At 65.2% G+C, this 16,459-nt stretch carries 15 protein-coding genes; 5 read left to right on the top strand and 10 right to left on the bottom strand.

Annotation, left to right across the window (positions count from 1 at the left end; genetic code table 11):
* From IOC69_RS08215 to IOC69_RS08195, 5 genes are all read right to left on the bottom strand, one after another.
* The coding region (locus IOC69_RS08215) for a DNA polymerase III subunit delta' (protein WP_290543059.1) at positions 1-553 on the bottom strand (553 nt) is incomplete at its 3' end.
* On the bottom strand, positions 553-1,179 hold the full coding sequence (gene tmk, locus IOC69_RS08210) for a dTMP kinase (protein ID WP_290543058.1): 627 nt from the start codon (positions 1,177-1,179) through the stop codon (positions 553-555). The genes tmk and IOC69_RS08215, both read right to left, overlap by 1 nt.
* 195 nt (positions 1,180-1,374) lie before the next feature.
* Positions 1,375-2,565 carry a D-alanyl-D-alanine carboxypeptidase family protein gene (locus IOC69_RS08205; protein WP_290543057.1) on the bottom strand — a complete coding sequence of 397 codons (1,191 nt, stop codon included), beginning with the start codon at positions 2,563-2,565 and terminating at the stop codon, positions 1,375-1,377.
* 242 nt (positions 2,566-2,807) lie between these two features.
* Positions 2,808-3,818 (bottom strand): septal ring lytic transglycosylase RlpA family protein, encoded by a 1,011-nt coding sequence (locus IOC69_RS08200; RefSeq protein ID WP_290543056.1) that lies wholly within the window; start codon positions 3,816-3,818, stop codon positions 2,808-2,810.
* 349 nt (positions 3,819-4,167) lie between these two features.
* Positions 4,168-4,788 (bottom strand): glutathione S-transferase family protein, encoded by a 621-nt coding sequence (locus IOC69_RS08195; protein WP_290543055.1) that lies wholly within the window; start codon positions 4,786-4,788, stop codon positions 4,168-4,170.
* Between the two features lie 248 nt (positions 4,789-5,036).
* Here IOC69_RS08195 and IOC69_RS08190 point away from each other — a divergent pair, with 248 nt between their 5' ends.
* Positions 5,037-5,948, top strand: coding sequence for a lysophospholipid acyltransferase family protein (locus IOC69_RS08190; protein WP_290543054.1), 912 nt, complete (start codon positions 5,037-5,039; stop codon positions 5,946-5,948).
* A 196-nt stretch (positions 5,949-6,144) separates the two neighbouring features.
* Positions 6,145-6,597, top strand: a complete 453-nt coding sequence (locus IOC69_RS08185) for an ABC transporter substrate-binding protein (protein ID WP_290543053.1) — start codon at positions 6,145-6,147, stop codon at positions 6,595-6,597.
* 166 nt (positions 6,598-6,763) lie between these two features.
* Here the strand turns inward: IOC69_RS08185 and IOC69_RS08180 are convergent, their stop codons facing one another.
* From IOC69_RS08180 to IOC69_RS08160, 5 genes are all read right to left on the bottom strand, one after another.
* Entirely contained in the window at positions 6,764-7,369 is a 606-nt protein-coding gene (locus tag IOC69_RS08180; RefSeq protein ID WP_290543052.1) for a L,D-transpeptidase, read from the bottom strand.
* Positions 7,370-7,669: 300 nt separating this feature from the next.
* The gene (gene ettA / locus IOC69_RS08175) at positions 7,670-9,325 is read right to left on the bottom strand and encodes an energy-dependent translational throttle protein EttA (RefSeq protein ID WP_290543051.1); all 1,656 of its coding nucleotides are present in this window, start codon (positions 9,323-9,325) and stop codon (positions 7,670-7,672) included.
* Between the two features lie 216 nt (positions 9,326-9,541).
* Positions 9,542-10,300, bottom strand: coding sequence for a TerC family protein (locus tag IOC69_RS08170; RefSeq protein ID WP_290543050.1), 759 nt, complete (start codon positions 10,298-10,300; stop codon positions 9,542-9,544).
* 161 nt (positions 10,301-10,461) lie between these two features.
* Entirely contained in the window at positions 10,462-12,453 is a 1,992-nt protein-coding gene (locus IOC69_RS08165; RefSeq protein WP_290543049.1) for a hydantoinase/oxoprolinase family protein, read from the bottom strand.
* A 12-nt stretch (positions 12,454-12,465) separates the two neighbouring features.
* Positions 12,466-14,754: an NADP-dependent malic enzyme gene (locus IOC69_RS08160; RefSeq protein ID WP_290543048.1), complete on the bottom strand. Its 2,289-nt coding sequence runs from the start codon at positions 14,752-14,754 to the stop codon at positions 12,466-12,468.
* Between the two features lie 197 nt (positions 14,755-14,951).
* Between IOC69_RS08160 and IOC69_RS08155 the strand changes: the two genes are divergently transcribed.
* From IOC69_RS08155 to IOC69_RS08145, 3 genes are all read left to right on the top strand, one after another.
* Complete coding sequence (locus IOC69_RS08155; RefSeq protein WP_290543047.1) at positions 14,952-15,590, top strand: hypothetical protein; 639 nt, start codon at positions 14,952-14,954, stop codon at positions 15,588-15,590.
* Positions 15,591-15,659: 69 nt separating this feature from the next.
* Positions 15,660-15,791: a hypothetical protein gene (locus tag IOC69_RS08150; RefSeq protein ID WP_290543046.1), complete on the top strand. Its 132-nt coding sequence runs from the start codon at positions 15,660-15,662 to the stop codon at positions 15,789-15,791.
* A gap of 78 nt (positions 15,792-15,869) precedes the next feature.
* A complete protein-coding gene (locus IOC69_RS08145; RefSeq protein ID WP_290543045.1) occupies positions 15,870-16,091 on the top strand; it encodes a LuxR C-terminal-related transcriptional regulator in 222 nt (73 codons plus the stop codon).
* Positions 16,092-16,459 lie beyond the last annotated feature (368 nt).

The following is a 16,459-nucleotide window of genomic DNA, read 5'->3' as shown; positions in this document are numbered from 1 at the left end:
TGGTTGGCAGAAGCCGCCCCGGCTGGTGCGCGACGATCAGGAAAATGGACTGTTTCGGAGGCTCTTCGATGATCTTCAGCAGCGCGTTCGCCGATGCGGTGTTGAGATCATCCGCCGGATCGACGACCGCCACCCTCCAGCCGCCGGTTGCCGCGGTTTGGGCGAAGAAATTCTGCGCCCGTCGGGCGTCATCGACCGCAATCTCCGTTTTCAGCCGCTTGCTCCGCTGATCCACGCCGCGCTCGATGACCAACAGGTCGGGATGGGCTCCGGCGGCGATCTGGCGGAACACATGACTGTCCGGCGGAACATGAAGCGAGTTGTGTTTGCGCGCTTTCTCCGCCGTTGGGGTCTGCAGGAGGAATTTCGCAAACCTGTAGGCAAGCGTGGCCTTTCCGATTCCCTTGGGACCGGAGATCAACCAGGCATGGTGTAACTTTCCTGTCTGGGCCGCCTGGAGCAGCCTGGATTCATCATTTTCGTGGCCGATCAGTTCCGTTGCAGATCGCGGGTGCCAGGGAACGTCGCGCGGGTCCTTGAACTCCTCCGCCATCACACAGCGGCCTTGACGATGGACCAAACGTCGTCGGCGACCGCGTCGATCCCCCGCGATGCATCGACGAGGCGGCAGCGCTTCGGCTCCTTGCGGAGGATGTCGAGGAAGCCCTCGCGGAGCTTCTCGTGGAAGACGAGACCCTTGCGCTCATAACGGTCCTCGGCCTGGGCATCGCCGCGCGACCGGGCGCGCGCAAGCCCGATCGCCGGGTCGATATCGAATATCAGCGTGAGGCCGGGGCGCGCCGGACCGACGACAGCCTTCTCCAGCGCGTCGATGAACCCCAAGTCGCAGCCACCCGCATAGCCCTGATAGGCGCGGGTCGAATCCATGAAGCGGTCGCAGAGCACGGTCTTGCCGCCAGCGAGCGCGGGGCGGATGACCTGATCGAGGTGCTGTTCGCGGGCGGCGTAGTTCAGCAGCGCCTCGGACTTTGCCGTCCAGCGGGCGACATCGCCCGAGACGAGAAGGGAGCGGATCGCCTCGGCTTCCGGCGTGCCGCCGGGTTCGCGGGTGATGAGCACATCCCTGCCCTGCCCCTGCAGCGTCGCGGCGAGACGGCGGATTTGCGTCGATTTGCCGGAGCCTTCGCCGCCTTCGAAGGTGATAAACAGCGATGACATTACAAAGCGCCCGCCATGCCGGCGGAGGCCGGATGCCAGCTTCGGCTGACAGGACCGCAAAAGGGAAAGATGTTCGCCATCGCCCGAGCGCGTGTTCCGTTCAGGCGGAATCGCATTAACGAAAAGAACATGCGCCAGATCAAAGGCTTGAGCATGATCTTTTCGCAAAACCGGTTCCACTTTTGCGGATCATGCTCAGCTGCCGAAGACCATGATGAAGACCGAGTCGATGGCGCGCGACCACATGGAGTTTTCCACGGGCACCGCGCCACCCGTCACCACCGGCACTTCGGCCACCGCGACTCCATCGACCATGAAGCGCACCTCGCCCACCTTCTGGCCGTTGCTGACGGGCGCCAACAGCGGCCCTGTGTAGCTGAGCTTTATGTCCGCCAGTTCCTTTTCCTGCCGTGTGAGCGACACCTTGACGTCGTCGCCCACCAGCAGCGGCACGTTGCGCGCGGTACCGCCCCAGACCCGGGCCTGGCCCACCCGGTCACCCTTGGCATAGACGTCCATTGTACGGAATTGGCTGAAGCCCCAGTCGAGCAGACTCTGAGCCTCCTGCCTGCGGTCATTGATGCTCCTGAGGCCTGCGATCACCACGATAAGGCGGCGCCCGTCGCGCAGGGCGGAGCCGATCAGGCCATAACCCGCTTCCTTGGTGTAGCCGGTCTTCATGCCATCCGCACCCGAATAGTCCTTGAGCAGCGGGTTGCGGTTCTGCTGCCTGATCTTGTTCCAGGTGAATTCCGGGATCGAGTAGTATCTATAGTATTCTGGGAAGGTGTTGATGATGTAGCGCGCCAGGATGGCGAGGTCGCGCACGCTCATCGTGTGCCCAGGGTCGGGCAGACCCGTGGCGTTCCTGAAGGTGGCGTTGGTGGCGCCGAGCTCATGGGCGCGCTTGGTCATCAGTTCGGCGAAAGCGGCTTCGCTGCCAGCCATGTTTTCGGCAATGACGATGCAGGCATCGTTGGCCGATTGCACGACGACGCCCTTGATCAGGTCTTCGAGCGCCACTTCCGAATTGAGTTCGGCATACATGGTGGAGCCGCCCGAGGAGGCGCCACCGCGCCGCCAAGCATCCTCGCTGACCCTGAATTTCTGGTCGAGCGTGAGCGTGCCGGCCTTCAGCGCCTCGAACACCATGATCATGGTCATCAGCTTGCTCATCGAGGCGGGCGGCACGGCCAGGTCGGCGTTCTTTTCGAACAGCACGCGGCCGGTGCGGGCATCGATCAGGATCGCCTCCTGCGCGCGCGGCTCATAGGGCTCGTCCGCTTTGCTCTGGGCGAAGAGCTGGCGCGCCCCCGGCGGAGCCAACAGCAGACAGGCGGCCAGGAGAATGAAGGCGACGTTGCGGAAACGCTGGACTGGCATCATGTTCCGAAGGCTAAAGCATTTTCAGGTCAAGTGGACACCGGTTGACCGTCGAAAACGCGGCCAGACAAGGAGATAGAGCATGATCTGCAAAAGTGGAACCCACTTTCGCGACAAGATCATGCTCCAGCAACTGATCTGGCGCATGATCCGGTCAGGCGACTCCACCTGACCGGAGCATGCGCTGGAGAGCTTCGGGACGGTAGTCAATTCAGGGCAAACCCCGCTGCCCCTGCTTGGCCGCGTTACTGCAACGAAGCCTGCACCGCTTCCGTCCTGATCAGGCGGGCATCGGCGAAACCGGCGGACCGGGCATCCGACAAAGCCGTCTCGGCATCCCCGGAACCGGAGATGGGCCCGAGGCGGACGCGATAGATGGGGCCAGCGGCGCCGGAGAGTTCGATGAATTGCACCGGCCAGACGGCGGAGAACCGGTCGCGCACGCGCGCCGCATTGCCGCCGTCGGCGAAGGAGCCGAGTTGGACGAAATAACTGACGTCAATGGTGGGCGCGGCCGCTGCCGTGGGGGCCTCGGGCTCCGCCGTCGTCCGATAGGCGACGGTTTCGACGGCGGGTGCGGACGTCTTCTTTGCGGGCTCCGCCTGGGCCACCACTGCGCTGGCGGCGGCGGACTTGCCCTTGCGGCGGTCGGCGGCGGCAATGAGGCTGCGGGCAGGCATGCCGCGATCAAGTTCGGTGTTCATCGCCATCAGGTGGTGGCCGCCCTTGTCACTGAGCGGCGCGGGGCCGAGATATTGCACGCGCACCCTGGCGGTGCCCTGGTTGAGATAGCCAAGCTCCGCCGCGGCGGCTTTCGAAAGGTCCATCACGCGGGTGTCGACGAAGGGTCCACGGTCATTGATGCGCACCACGATCTCACGGCCGTTTTCGAGATTGGTGACCTTGGCGTAGCTCGGCAGCGGCAATGTGGCATGGGCGGCGGTGAGGCGGTTCATGTCGAACCATTCGCCGTTCGACGTTTTGCGGCGGTTGAAATCCTCGCCATACCAGGACGCGACGCCCTTCTTGTCATAGCCCGGCTGCTCCTTGGGTGTGAACCACTCTCCCGCCACCTGATAGGGCTTGCCGACATGGTAGCGACCGCCGCCCCACGGCACGGGGCCCTTGCCGGGATAGATGGGGCTGCCCTGCCCGGCGAAGGGATCGCGCTTGGCTGTTTGCTTGTGCGATGCGCAGCCCGCAATGGCAAGACCTATGGCGACAAGAACAATGCCGTTCCGCGCGAAACGCAACATACCAACCACTCCGACCGCAAGGTCCCGGCGCACGCGTGGCGCACTCAGGTCCGATGATCGGGCAGTCTGCCTCCGCAGCGTAAACGGGGCGTTGGGAAACGTGGTTAATGAAAGATTACCTCACAATCTGCTGAACAACGTCCAGGCACGCGCTGAAGCCTATGGTTTCTATCTTTGCAAATCATTGGAGCTTGAGCCTCGCTGCGCCGCCGATGGTCTTGGCCCAGCCGAAACTCTCTTCGAGAGGGGAATCCGCTTTTGCGATGAGACCATGCTCAAGCTTTGATGTGGCGCGTGTTCCGACCAGGTGATTCCGCCTGATTGAAACACGCGCGGCGCGGACAGCGTCTCACATCTCGTTGCGCGCCCACACCGCCTTCACGGCGTCATTCTCCAGCACCGCGCCATACATGCGCCTGAGGTTCGGGTGCGCCGCGAACAGCGCCTCCATGTCCGGCGCCCAAGTGCACAGCATGGCGGCGTAAATGTCCAGCGCGCTGAGCTTGCCCAGCATGAAGGTCCGGTCGCCCAGCGCCTGGGCATAGATCGCGAATTCATCCGCCATCATCCCGGCGGCGCGCGCCTTGACGCCCTCCGCGCCATTCGCATCGGTGGTGAAACGCTGCGGATAGAACAGGCGCAGGTCACTGCCATAAAGTGCCGCCGCGAGATAGACCTGCCAGCGCAGGAACTGGGCGCGGCCCGCCTCGCCCGGCATGGGCGCCAGCCCCGCCCGCGGAAACTGCTCGGTGATGTGGACCATCATCGCCGCACTTTCCGTCATCACGCTGCCATCGGGCAGCAAAAGGGCGGGCACCTCGGCCTTGGGGTTGATGGCGTGGAAGAAGTCCTCGAAGGAGCCGTCCTCCTTGCGGTTCAGCACGATCACCTCATAGGGCGCGCCACAGGCCGCGAGCAGCGCCTCCACCGCCATCGATCCGGCCTGGTTGCGGGCATAGAGCTTGTACATGTGGCCTCTCTGGAGATTTCAGGCGTCAAGTCTGGCCGCACTGCGCGGCAAGGGCAATGCCCACGCCCGGCTATGCACGGTTTTGCAGCCGTCACATGCCCGTCATGGGGCTGGCGAAAGCTTGTCATGTCACATTGTTGCGAGAATCGGCGAATTCCATGGCGGAACTTCCTATCTTTGACGTGTCTCCATTGCATGAACACACGCGAGGTGCCATTTATGAGCGGGTTTATGACAGTCGGTCGCCCATGCCAAAGAGCATCGCACTCGCCCCCAAGAAGGTCCGTTTCAGCTATTCCACCGCTGATCAGCCGGTGCTGCAGCGCGCGGTGATCCAGGCCATCGAGAAGATCGGCGGCCAGCGCAAGCTCAAGAAGCTTTATCTCCAGCACCAGAAGAACCTGAAAGACGGCCAGAATTTCTTCGATTCCGCCCTGCGCCTGCTGCGCATGAAACTGGACTATGACGAAGCGGCACTGGCCCGCGCGCCGAGGACGGGCCCCGTGCTCTTCATCGCCAACCACCCCTATGGCGTGCTGGACGGCATCACGCTGACCTGGCTTGCCACCAGGGTGAGGCCTGACACCAAGGTGCTGGCCAATGACGTGCTCTGCCAGGCCCCCGAGGCCGCCGAAAACCTGCTCCCCGTCGCCTTTGCCCCGACCCGCGAGGCGCGCGAGACCAATGTCCGCTCCCGCATCGAGGCCCAGGCCTGGCTGCGCGCCGGCCATGCCATCGGCATCTTCCCCGGCGGAGGCGTCTCGACCTCGGAAAAGCCGCTGAAAGGCCCGGCGGTGGACCTGCCCTGGGCGCCCTTCACCGCGAAGCTGCTGCGTTCCTCGAAGGCCACCGTGGTGCCGGTGTTCTTCGTCGGCCAGAATTCGCGGCTGTTCCAGCTGGCAAGCCACCTGAGCCTCACGCTGCGCCTCTCGCTGGTGTTCCGCGAAACGGCGCGGCGCATCGGCTCCAGGCTCAGGATCCGGGTGGGCGAGCCCATCCCCTTCGAGGAGATCGCCCATATCGAGGACCGCGCCGAACTGGTCATGGAACTGCGCAAGCGCACCTTCGCGCTGGCAAGGCCCGAGGACATCAAGGGCTCCAACCTCAACCTCCACCTGCGCGAGGCGAAGATCGCGGGCGGGCGCAAACCGGAGGAGTGATCGGCATGGCAGCGGGTGGAGCGGCGGGGAGTTTAAATCTTCCTCAATCGAGCTATGATGCTGTGTTCGCCACGCTGATGGCTTCCCGAAGGTGATTACCTTGCGCCGATTATTCGCTGCTCTGACCGCTCTCGCAGTTTCCATCCCTGCTTGCCTCGCCGTGGCCCAGGCGGCAAGCTGCCCGGCGGAGGCCTTCGTGAGAAACGCCGGCCAGGCCTATGACCGGGCCGCCGCCGCCGGCTCTCCCGCCGCCTTCGCCAGCGCCGCCGCGCGCTATTCCGACCTGCGCGCGATCAGCCTTTTCGCGCTGGGCAAATACCGCGACGACCTGCCGAAATCGCGCGAGGCCGAATATCTGAGCCTGACCCGCAGCTTCATCGGCGAAACGCTCAAGGAATATGGCCAGGGCCTGAGCGGCGGCATCACGGACATCCTCGACTGCGATTCCACCGACAGCGGCTTCACCGTCGCCGTCCGCTCCGCCTCGGGCAAGAAGATCGTTTTCCGCCTCGCCAAGGCCGGCGGCGGCTATAAGGTGAAGGACGTCAACATGCAGGGCATCTGGCTCGCCCAGCAGATGCGCACGAAGTTCACCGGCACCATCTCGCGCAAGGGAATCGACGGGCTCTTCGCCTATCTCGCCGACTGACGCGCATCACCGCCGCGACGGGAGACGGCTGCTGCCCCGCCTCGAGCTCCCTCCGCAAAAGTGGAACCGGTTTTGCGATAAGATCATGCTCAGGCTTTTGATCTGGCGCTTGTTCCGTTCAGACGGTACCGCCTGAACGAAAAGAACATGGGCAGATCCGAACGCCTCAATACTCCAGCACCACCACCTTGGTGCCCATCTGCACGCGGTTGAACAGGTCGATGATGTCGACGTTCAGGAGGCTCACGCAGCCTGCCGTCTTCTTGCGCCCGATCATCGAGGGGTCATAGGTGCCGTGGATGCGGTAGATGGTGTCGACGTCGCCCTGATAGAGATAGAGGGCGCGCGCGCCCATCGGGTTGTCGAGGCCGCCCGGCATGCCGCCCGGCACGTATTTCACCAGTTTCGGGAATTCCGCGATGTGCTCCGGCGTCGGCGTCCAGGTCGGCCACTTCTCCATACGGCCGATGGTGGCGGAGCCGGACCAGGTGCGGCCCTGCTTGCCCACCGACGCGCCATAGCGGATCGCCTCGCCGTTCCCCAGCACGAAATAGAGGAAGCGCGCCTTGGGATCGACGACGATGGTGCCCGGCGCCTCGGAGGTGTTGTACGCCATCTGGCGGCGGCGGAACTTATATTCCACCTTGTTCTCGTCGTTCTTGACCGGGAAAGGCTCCTGCGAAAGATCGGGCGGGGGCAGGTCGTCGGCAAGGGCGGGCGTCGCGGCGGCAGCCAGCGTGGCGAGAAACAGGCGGCGGGACAGGATCATCATCGGAATGCTCAGTTTATGATTCCGCAATTCCTAGCATGGCCCGCAGGCGGCGTCATCTTACCGTTCCACGTTCCACCCCCTCCCTTCACCTTGCCCCGGCTTGACCGGGGCATCCTTTCTGGTGCCTCTGAAAAGGACGCTAGGGTCAAGCCCGGGCGAGGTGATTGTCTGAGCGCTGGAGCATGATCCGCAAAGGTGGAACCGCTTTTGCGACAATATCATGCTCAAGCTTATGGTCTGGCGCATGTTCCGTCCAGGCAATTCCGCCTGAACGGAACATGCGCCGGGGTCGAACGCCTCCTACCTCGCAAACTGCTTATATCTGATGCGCTTCGGCATCACGCTGTCCTCGCCCAGGCGGCGCTTCTTGTCTTCCTCGTAGTCCTGAAAATTGCCTTCGAACCATTCCACATGGCTGTCGCCCTCGAAGGCGAGGATGTGGGTGGCCAGCCGGTCGAGGAACATGCGGTCGTGGCTGATGACCACGGCACAGCCGGCGAAATCTTCGAGCGCCTCTTCGAGCGCGGCCAGCGTTTCGGTGTCGAGGTCGTTGGTCGGCTCGTCGAGGAGGAGCACATTGGCGCCGGATTTCAGCATCTTGGCCAGGTGCACGCGGTTGCGCTGGCCGCCCGAGAGCGTTCCCACCTTCTGCTGCTGGTCGCCGCCCTTGAAGTTGAAGGCGCCCGTATAGGCGCGCGAGTTCATCTCGCGCTTGCCCAGATGGATCACGTCATTGCCGCCGGAGATTTCCTGCCACACGGTTTTGTTGGGGTCGAGCGAGTCGCGCGACTGGTCGACATAACCCAGATGCACGCTGTCGCCGATGGTGATGGCGCCGGAGTCGGGCTTCTCCTGGCCCGTCAGCATGCGGAACAGCGTGGTCTTGCCAGCACCATTGGGCCCGATGATGCCGACGATGCCGCCCGGCGGCAGTTTGAAGGACAGATTGTCGATCAGCAGCCGGTCGCCATAGGCCTTGGAGAGGCCCTCGACGTTGATCACCGTATTGCCCAGCCGCTCGCCCGGCGGGATGATGATCTGCGCCGTCGTTGACTTCAGGCGGTCCTCGTTCACCTTGAGCAGCTCGTCATAAGCCTTGATGCGGGCCTTGGACTTGGCCTGGCGGGCCTTGGGGCTGGCCGCGATCCACTCCTGCTCGCGGGCCAGCGCCTTCTCGCGCGCCGCATCCTCGCGTGATTCCTGCGCGAAGCGCTTGGCCTTCTGGCCGAGATAGGCGGAATAATTGCCCTCGTAGGGAATGCCGCGGCCGCGGTCGAGCTCCAGAATCCAGCCCGTCACATTATCGAGGAAGTAGCGGTCATGGGTGACGATCAGGATGGCGCCCGGATAGTCGCGCAAATGGTGCTCCAGCCAGTTCACCGACTCGGCGTCGAGGTGGTTGGTGGGTTCGTCGAGCAGCAGCAGGTCAGGCTTCCGCAGCAGCAGCTGGGTCAGCGCCACGCGGCGCTTCTCGCCACCGGAAAGATTGTCGATCTGCGCATCCCCCGGCGGGCAGCGCAGCGCGTCCATCGCCTGCTCCACCTGGGATTCGAGGTCCCACAGGTTCTGGGCGTCGATCACGTCCTGCAGCTTGCCGGCCTTCTCGGCGTTCTCGTCATTATAGTCGGCCATCAGCGCGTTGTATTGGTCGAGGACCGCCTTCTTGTGGGCCACTCCTTCCATCACGTTGCCCATCACGTCGAGTGCGGGGTCAAGTTCCGGCTCCTGCTGCAGGTAGCCCACCGTCGCGCCGTCTGCCAGCCACGCCTCGCCGTTCCACTCCTTGTCGATGCCGGCCATGATGCGGAGAAGCGTCGATTTGCCCGACCCGTTGGGGCCGAGTATGCCGATCTTGGCATCCGGGTAGAAGGACAGGTGAATGTTCTCCAGCACCTTCTTGCCGCCCGCATAGGCCTTGGTGAGCCCCTGCATGTGATAGATGAATTGACGGGCCATCGCGAAGCGTCTTTCCTGCAAATTCGGGGATTGGTGGGCCTTCTAGCCGATCAACGTCCTGTCCCGCAAGGCGGGAGAGGAAGGGGCCCCAACGAAGTTGGGGTAGGTGAGGGGACGTGGGCTCCAGCGGTGCAGCGCCTGCGCGCCCTCATCTCCCCGTTGCGTTCCGCAACGGGCGCCTTCTTCTCCCGCTGAAGAAGCGGGAGAAGACCTGCATCAATGCCCCGCCGCCCCCTTTTTCCGCCGCGCCCGACGCGCCATCAGGTTCAGCATCTCCACCAGCGTGGAGAAGCCCATGGCGGCATAAACATAGCCGCGCGGCACATGGAAGTGGAAGGCATCGGCAATCAGCGTCATGCCGATCATGAGGAGGAAGCCCAGCGCCAGCATGACGATGGACGGGTTCGCCGCGATGAAGCGGCCCAGCGGATCGGCGGCGAACAGCATCACCGCCATGGCCACGATCACCGCGATATACATGATCGCCAGATGCTCCGTCATGCCCACCGCCGTGATGATGGAGTCGACCGAGAACACGAGGTCCAGAAGCAGGATCTGGAAGATCGCGCCGCCGATGGTCAGCGTCGCCTGCCCCACCATGTTCTCCTTGCCGTCATCGGGGTCGACGGAATGGTGGATTTCCTTCGTCGCCTTCCAGAGGAGGAACAGCCCGCCCGCCAGCAGGATCAGGTCACGCCAGGAAAACGCCTGGTCGAAGGCGCGGAACAGGGGCTCCGTCAGCTGCGCGATGTAAGCGACCGTCGCCAGCAGGATAAGCCGCATGATCAGCGCCCCGCCGATGCCGAGCCGCCGCGCCCGGGAACGGTCCGCCTCGGGCAGCTTGTTGGACAGGATCGAGATGAAGATCAGGTTGTCGATGCCGAGCACAACTTCCATGGCCACCAGCGTGGCCAGCGCCACCCAGCCCTCGAGCGTGGTGATGAACGAAAAATGCTCCGCAAAGAACTCCTGCATGCCGCCCCCGCCTCCCCCGAAATCGCCGCGCCCGGCCTATATGCCCCGGTGTGGCCTGCCCTTCAACCCTGAGGCGGGTGTCCGCCATCCGGCAGCTTTCGTGACACCAGCAAGGTCAGCACGGCTTTCACCGGCAGCAGCGGCCTCGTATCGCGCTCCGCTCAGCGGCTTCCCGTTTCAGGCCGCCCGATGGCCTCGGCCCGGATCTTGGCCTCGAGCAGACCATTGTCGTCCGCCGCATCCGGCAGGTGGCTCTTGCGCACCGAAACCTGCACCTGCGCATCCTTTGCGCCGAGTTGCCGCACGGCTTCGAGCGCCAGCGCGCGGGCCTGCTCCTCGGCCGCCACAAGCGCCTGGGCGCCGGAGGCGAACGCGCTCGCCCCGTTCGGCCCCAGCACGCGGAACAGCCCGCTGCCGTCGCCTTCAACCGCCACGGTCACCGCCTGCGCGACAACGCCCGTCGCCGCGCCAACGGCGTTGGCTACATCGAAGAAGGGCGGAAAAATCATCTCGCAGCCAAGCCGCTTGCCAACCTCTTCATAGTACACCCGCACCGGGCCGCCCACGGCGACAACGGGAATCGACGGCGTCAGCGCCACCTTCACAAGCCCCAGCCGGCCCCGCCCGGAGCTCACCGCATCGACCAGCTCATGGCCGCCGAAGCTCTTGCCGAAGGCCGTTTCGAGGATCACCGTCGACGTGAGACGCACCGTCTCGGACCACACCTCGCGGCAGAAGCCACGAACGCGTTCGGCATCGCCCGGTTTCATGTCGCGGAAGCGCACCATCAGCCTGGCGGCAAGTTCCGCCGCGGGCCCCGGCCAGTTGTTCTGCAGCCCCAGCACATGCGCGGCATCCGACGGGGTGAAGCCGCCGGTCTGCACCAGCCCCTTGCGCTTCAGCGACGCGAGCGCCCGCTGCGCGGCGGATGACACCGCGATCCTGCGGATCGGCTTCGGCCGCTCGCCCACCATGGCCAGAAGCTCGGCCTCCTTGGGCGTCACCTCCGCCGTCAGCGCGTCACTGGCGCCGAACGGCTTCAGCACGAACTTGCCATGCAGGGAGCCGCCCTCCGTGTCGGCGAGGTCCGCCTCCAGCATCGCCGCCACTTCGGGGTAGCGGGACGCGAGCAGCGAAACCGGCGCCACGCGCTGCGGCCCCACGCCGATCGCGCCGTTGAGCCCGATGGCGATCTCGCTGTCGCCGCCCAGCCCGATGGTCTTCACATCGATGGCCCTCACCATGGTGCGCCAGCCGCCCACTTCCGCGCCCTGCTCCGCCACCCGCGGCCGCCCGCCGAGCAGCACGCCCAAATCCGTCGTCGTGCCCCCCATGTCGGACATGATGAAGTCGTTGCGCCCGCACAGCCATGACGCGCCGACAAGGCTCGCGGCGGGGCCGGAGAGAACCGTCTCGATCGGCCGCAGCGCCACGCGCTCGGCCAGCGCCAGCGTTCCGTCGCCCTTCACGATCATCAGTGGGCAGACGATCCCCAGCTCCGCCATCGAGCGCCGCACGGCGGAGATCAGCATTGACACGCGCGAGATCAGCCGCGCATTCAGCACGGCGGTGAGCGCGCGCCGCGGCGCATCCAGCGCCGACGTCAATTCGGTTGACAACGTCGCGGGTTTCCCCGTCGCCCGCGCCACGATCTGGCCGGCGCGCTGCTCATGCTCCGGGTTGCGCACCGCGAAGGCGGCGGCAATGGCGAAGGCATCGGCCGGCATCTTCGCCACGGCGGCGGCCAGCGCCTCCACGTCCAGGGGCCTCGCCTCTTCGCCATTGTGGTCATGCCCGCCCGGAATCATGGCGATCGGCATGCCGGGAAACGCCCTGGCGATCCCCGTCCGGTCCGCCATGGCCTGGTCGAAGCCGATAAGGATCGCCCCCACGGCGGAGCCATGCCCCTCCACCACGGCATTGGTGGCAAGCGTGGTGGAGACGGAGACGAGCGAAATGTCCGCGGGCCGCAAGCCTTCTGGCAGCTTCGCCACGGCGGCGGTGATCGCCCCCGTCACGCCGATGGAGAGGTCGCCCTTGGTCGTGATGGATTTGGCAGAGGCCACCACACGGTGCCCCTGCGCCTCGATCACCGCGGCGTCGGTATAGGTTCCCCCAGTATCGACGCCGATCAGGTAAGTCCTTGCTGTCATGGCCTCAGGTCATCAGCCTTGAGCGGCCGTCGCTGCCTCGGCAACGGCAATGGCCGTCATGTTCACGACGCCGCGCGAGGTCACGGAGCCGGTCAGGATATGCGCGGGCTTGGCCGTGCCCAGCAGGATCGGCCCCACCGGCAGGGCATCGCCGAAGACCTTCATGATCTGGTAAGCGACATTGGCGGAGGTGAGGCCGGGCATCACCAGAAGGTTGGCCTCCCCCTTCAGCGCCGATGACGGCAGCTTGCGCTGGCGCACCGCCTCGATCAGCGCGGTGTCGGCCTTCATTTCGCCGTCGATCATGAGGTCCGGCGCGCGGGCATGCACCATGGCGAGGGCCTGGCGCATGCGCAGTGTCATCGGCGTGTCGAAGTCGCCGAAATCGGAATGCGCGACGAGCGCCACCTTGGGCGTGATGCCGAAGCGCTGCACGTGCGCGGCGCACATCAGCACCGTGTCCGCCATGGCCTCGGCGGAAGGCTCCGCCTGTACATGCGTGTCGGTGAGGAACACGACGCCGCGCGTGGTGATCATCAGGCTCATCGCCGCGAATTCGCGCGCCCCCGGCGCCAGCCCGACGATATCGCGGATATGGCGGAGCTTGGCGCGGTAGCGGCCTTCAAGCCCGCAGATCATCGCATCGGCCTCGCCGCGCCTCAGCGCCAGCGCCGCGATCACGGTCGTCGAGGTGCGCACGAGGGTGCGCGCCGCATCGGGCGTGATGCCGCGGCGCCCCGCGACGTCGACATAGGTCTGCACATATTCCTTGTAGCGCGGGTCATCCTCGGGGTTGACGACGTCGAAGTCCGTGCCCGGACGGATGCCGAGGCCATGGCGCCTGATACGGGTTTCGATCACCGCCGGGCGGCCGATCAGGATGGGCCTGGCGATGCCCTCCTCCAGCACAACCTCCGCCGCGCGCAGCACGCGCTCATCCTCGCCATCGGCATAGATCACCCGTTTCGGCGATTTCCTGGCGGCGGCGAAGATCTGCCGCATCACGAAGCCCGAACGGAACACGAAGCGGCCGAGCCGCTCCTCATAAGCGGCAAAATCGGCGATGGGCCTCGTGGCGACGCCGCTCTCCATCGCCGCCCGCGCCACCGCGGGCGCCACGCGCAGAATCAGCCGCGGATCGAACGGCGCGGGGATCAGCGACTCCTTGCCGAACAGCCGCGCCTCGCCGCCATAGGCCCTGGCCACCACGTCCGACGGCGTCTCGCGGGCAAGCCCCGCGATGGCGTTCACCGCCGCCTGCTTCATCGCCTCGTTGATGGTCGAAGCGCCCACGTCGAGGGCGCCCCGGAAGATATAGGGAAAGCACAGCACATTGTTCACCTGGTTGGGATAGTCCGAGCGCCCGGTGCAGATCATCGCATCGGGCCTCGCCGCCACCGCCTCCTCCGGCATGATTTCCGGGTCCGGATTGGCCAGCGCCAGGATGAGGGGTTCCCCCGCCATCTGCTTCAGAAGTTCCGGCTTCAGCACGCCGCCCGCCGAAAGGCCGAGGAAGATGTCGGCGCCGGCGATCACATCGGCAAGCGTGCGCGCCTGCGTGTCCTTGGCGAAAACCTCCTTCCACCGGTCCATCAGTTTCCCGCGGCCCTTGAACACCACGCCCTCAAGGTCCGTGACCCAGATATTCTCAACCTTCGCCCCCAGGCTCACCAGCTGGTTCAGGCAGGCGAGCGCGGCGGCGCCCGCTCCGCTGGCCACGATCTTGACCCCGGAAAACTCCTTGCCCGCCAGCATCAGCGCATTGGTGACGGCGGCCCCCACGATCACCGCCGTGCCGTGCTGGTCGTCGTGGAACACCGGAATATTCATCCGTTCACGGAGCTGCTGCTCGATCTCGAAGCACTCAGGCGCCTTGATGTCCTCGAGGTTGATGGCGCCGAAGGTGGGCTCCAGCGCGGCCACGCAGGCCACCATGCCGTCCACCGTCTCCGCCGCCAGCTCGATGTCGAACACGTCGATGTCGGCGAATTTCTTGAACAGCACCGCCTTGCCCTCCATCACCGGCTTGGCGGCGAGCGGCCCGATGTTGCCCAGCCCCAGCACCGCCGTGCCGTTGGTGACAACGCCGACGAGATTGCCGCGGCTCGTATACTTCGACACCAGAGCCGCGTCGGCATGGATCGCCTCGGACACCGCCGCAACGCCCGGCGAATAGGCCAGCGCCATGTCGCGCTGGTTGCCCAGGGGCTTGGTCGCCCGGATTTCCAGTTTCCCCGGCTTCGGCTCCGCGTGATAGAACAGCGAGCCCGACTTCAGGTCGCTCGACATGGGCGATGACATCAACTTCCCCTCTTCCGTCGGTCGCGCGCACTCACCTCACTCACCTTCGCCGGGCTTGACCCCGGCGATCCTTTTCGACGGCCGCAAAGAGGATGCCAAGGTTAAGCCCGGGCAAGGTGAACCGGAGTGTTGAAGCCTTTGTGGCCCCGTTCGTCCCTGATTTGCAAGACTTGCCGGCTTGGGGCTAGACTGGGATCATGCTCACGCCCCTGAAGACCGAAGTCGGGAAAGTTGGCGACCTCGCCCACGAGGCGCGCCGCTTCCGCACGATCCTGTGGAGCTTCGAGAAGAACATCGATCTGCTGTTCAGGGGCAGCGGCCTTGCGGCGGAAGTGGACCACGCGGCGCTTGCCGAGGCCTTCTCGCGCTGGCGCCAGAATTTCGACCAGACCAAGCATCTGGCCGGCCTCGACCGCAGGGACTTCACCATTTTCGCCGCCGGCATGATGCTGAAGGAGCTCCTGGCCGCCCGCCCCATCACCGCCATCGTGCCGGACGGGCTGGGCCTGCCGGCGCTGCCCGCCGCCATCGACCACAGGCTGAAGCGCTGGCCCGAAGGCTATGCCTACACGAGTTTCTGCCTCTCGGTGGCGGCCGCCGTGCTGCACGAAATGGGGGCCGCGGAGCCCGCGGAATCGGGCGTTGCGGACGATCCCCGGTTCTGGGACAGCTTCCGCGAGAATGTGGCGGAAAACCCGGCCAACGCCATCGCCTTCTTCGACATGGTGGTGGGGCTTCCCCCCAACTGGCAGGCGCCTGACGTCCCCTGGATGCGCCGCACCTTCCTCGCCGCCAGGCGCCGGCTCGATTCCGCCCCCCGCCGGACCATCGAATAGGCCAAACTTGCCAAGCGCTTCCCCTGAGGTGAAGATCGCCGCGGGGAGCTTGGGGAGGACCTTTGAACCATGGCGGCAACGCGCATCCTGATCGTCGATGACCACCCGCTGTTCCGCGAGGCGCTTAACCTCAACGCCTGCGGTTTCATCCCCCAGACCGCCGGCATCGACACCATCCCCGGCGCGGTCAACGCGCCATAGAGTGGCGACATCCGGAAGCCCGGGGGTTATGCCCAGTCCTCCGCCGTCGGCAGGGAGGCCGAGGACATCGCGCGCCGCGTGGCGACGCTGACCGCCCGGCCGATCCGTGTGCTGATGATGCTGAAGGAGGGCCTGCTCAACAAGCAGATCGCCTATGAGCTCGATGTCTCCGAGGCCACCATCGAGGCCACCATCGAGGCCCAGTCCTCCGCCATCCTTCAGAAACTCAACGTCTCGAGCCGCACCCAGGCGGTGATCGCCGCCCCGCGGATCGACAGGGAGGCGGCAACGGAGCACTAGGCGCACCAAAAACAGCAAAGCGGACAGAACCGCCGCCCAATTCTTCACCCAAGTCTTGATCATGCCTTTTCCTAGCACACCGAGCGCGCGCTGTCAAGGGCTATTTTCCTAATAAAGGAATGACTGTCATCCCTTCTTGCCGTCATCCCGGCTTTCGCGGGATGAGGTGCTTCGCACTGGCGCGCCCTAAACCCCCGCCTCCGCCCGGATCGCCTGGATGCCGGGCCGGGCCGGGGCGACCCCCCCCCGCAAACAGCGCGCCCTGATAGGTCGTCCAGAATGGCCAGCTGACCGATCATCGTCACATGATCGTCGTCCTGGGCTGGCGTATCAGGGTGTTCCGCGAACTGGCTTCGTCGGCTCAGACG

Source organism: Aestuariivirga sp. (assembly GCF_020252405.1).
In the GTDB taxonomy this organism is placed as follows: Bacteria; Pseudomonadota; Alphaproteobacteria; order Rhizobiales; family Aestuariivirgaceae; genus Aestuariivirga.
The sequence above is the reverse complement of the archived record's forward strand: the minus strand, read 5'-3'. Positions and strand labels throughout refer to the sequence as shown.

Coding starts and splice junctions, on each gene's coding strand:
- ettA (WP_290543051.1), bottom strand. CDS start 9,325: ATGGCCCGTCAATTCATCTATCACATGCAGGGGCTCACCAAGGCCTAT.
- IOC69_RS08180 (WP_290543052.1), bottom strand. CDS start 7,369: ATGATGATCCTGTCCCGCCGCCTGTTTCTCGCCACGCTGGCTGCCGCC.
- IOC69_RS08190 (WP_290543054.1), top strand. CDS start 5,037: ATGCCAAAGAGCATCGCACTCGCCCCCAAGAAGGTCCGTTTCAGCTAT.
- IOC69_RS08205 (WP_290543057.1), bottom strand. CDS start 2,565: ATGATGCCAGTCCAGCGTTTCCGCAACGTCGCCTTCATTCTCCTGGCC.
- IOC69_RS08165 (WP_290543049.1), bottom strand. CDS start 12,453: ATGACAGCAAGGACTTACCTGATCGGCGTCGATACTGGGGGAACCTAT.
- IOC69_RS08195 (WP_290543055.1), bottom strand. CDS start 4,788: ATGTACAAGCTCTATGCCCGCAACCAGGCCGGATCGATGGCGGTGGAG.
- IOC69_RS08155 (WP_290543047.1), top strand. CDS start 14,952: ATGCTCACGCCCCTGAAGACCGAAGTCGGGAAAGTTGGCGACCTCGCC.
- IOC69_RS08170 (WP_290543050.1), bottom strand. CDS start 10,300: ATGCAGGAGTTCTTTGCGGAGCATTTTTCGTTCATCACCACGCTCGAG.
- IOC69_RS08200 (WP_290543056.1), bottom strand. CDS start 3,818: ATGTTGCGTTTCGCGCGGAACGGCATTGTTCTTGTCGCCATAGGTCTT.
- tmk (WP_290543058.1), bottom strand. CDS start 1,179: ATGTCATCGCTGTTTATCACCTTCGAAGGCGGCGAAGGCTCCGGCAAA.
- IOC69_RS08150 (WP_290543046.1), top strand. CDS start 15,660: ATGGCGGCAACGCGCATCCTGATCGTCGATGACCACCCGCTGTTCCGC.
- IOC69_RS08160 (WP_290543048.1), bottom strand. CDS start 14,754: ATGTCATCGCCCATGTCGAGCGACCTGAAGTCGGGCTCGCTGTTCTAT.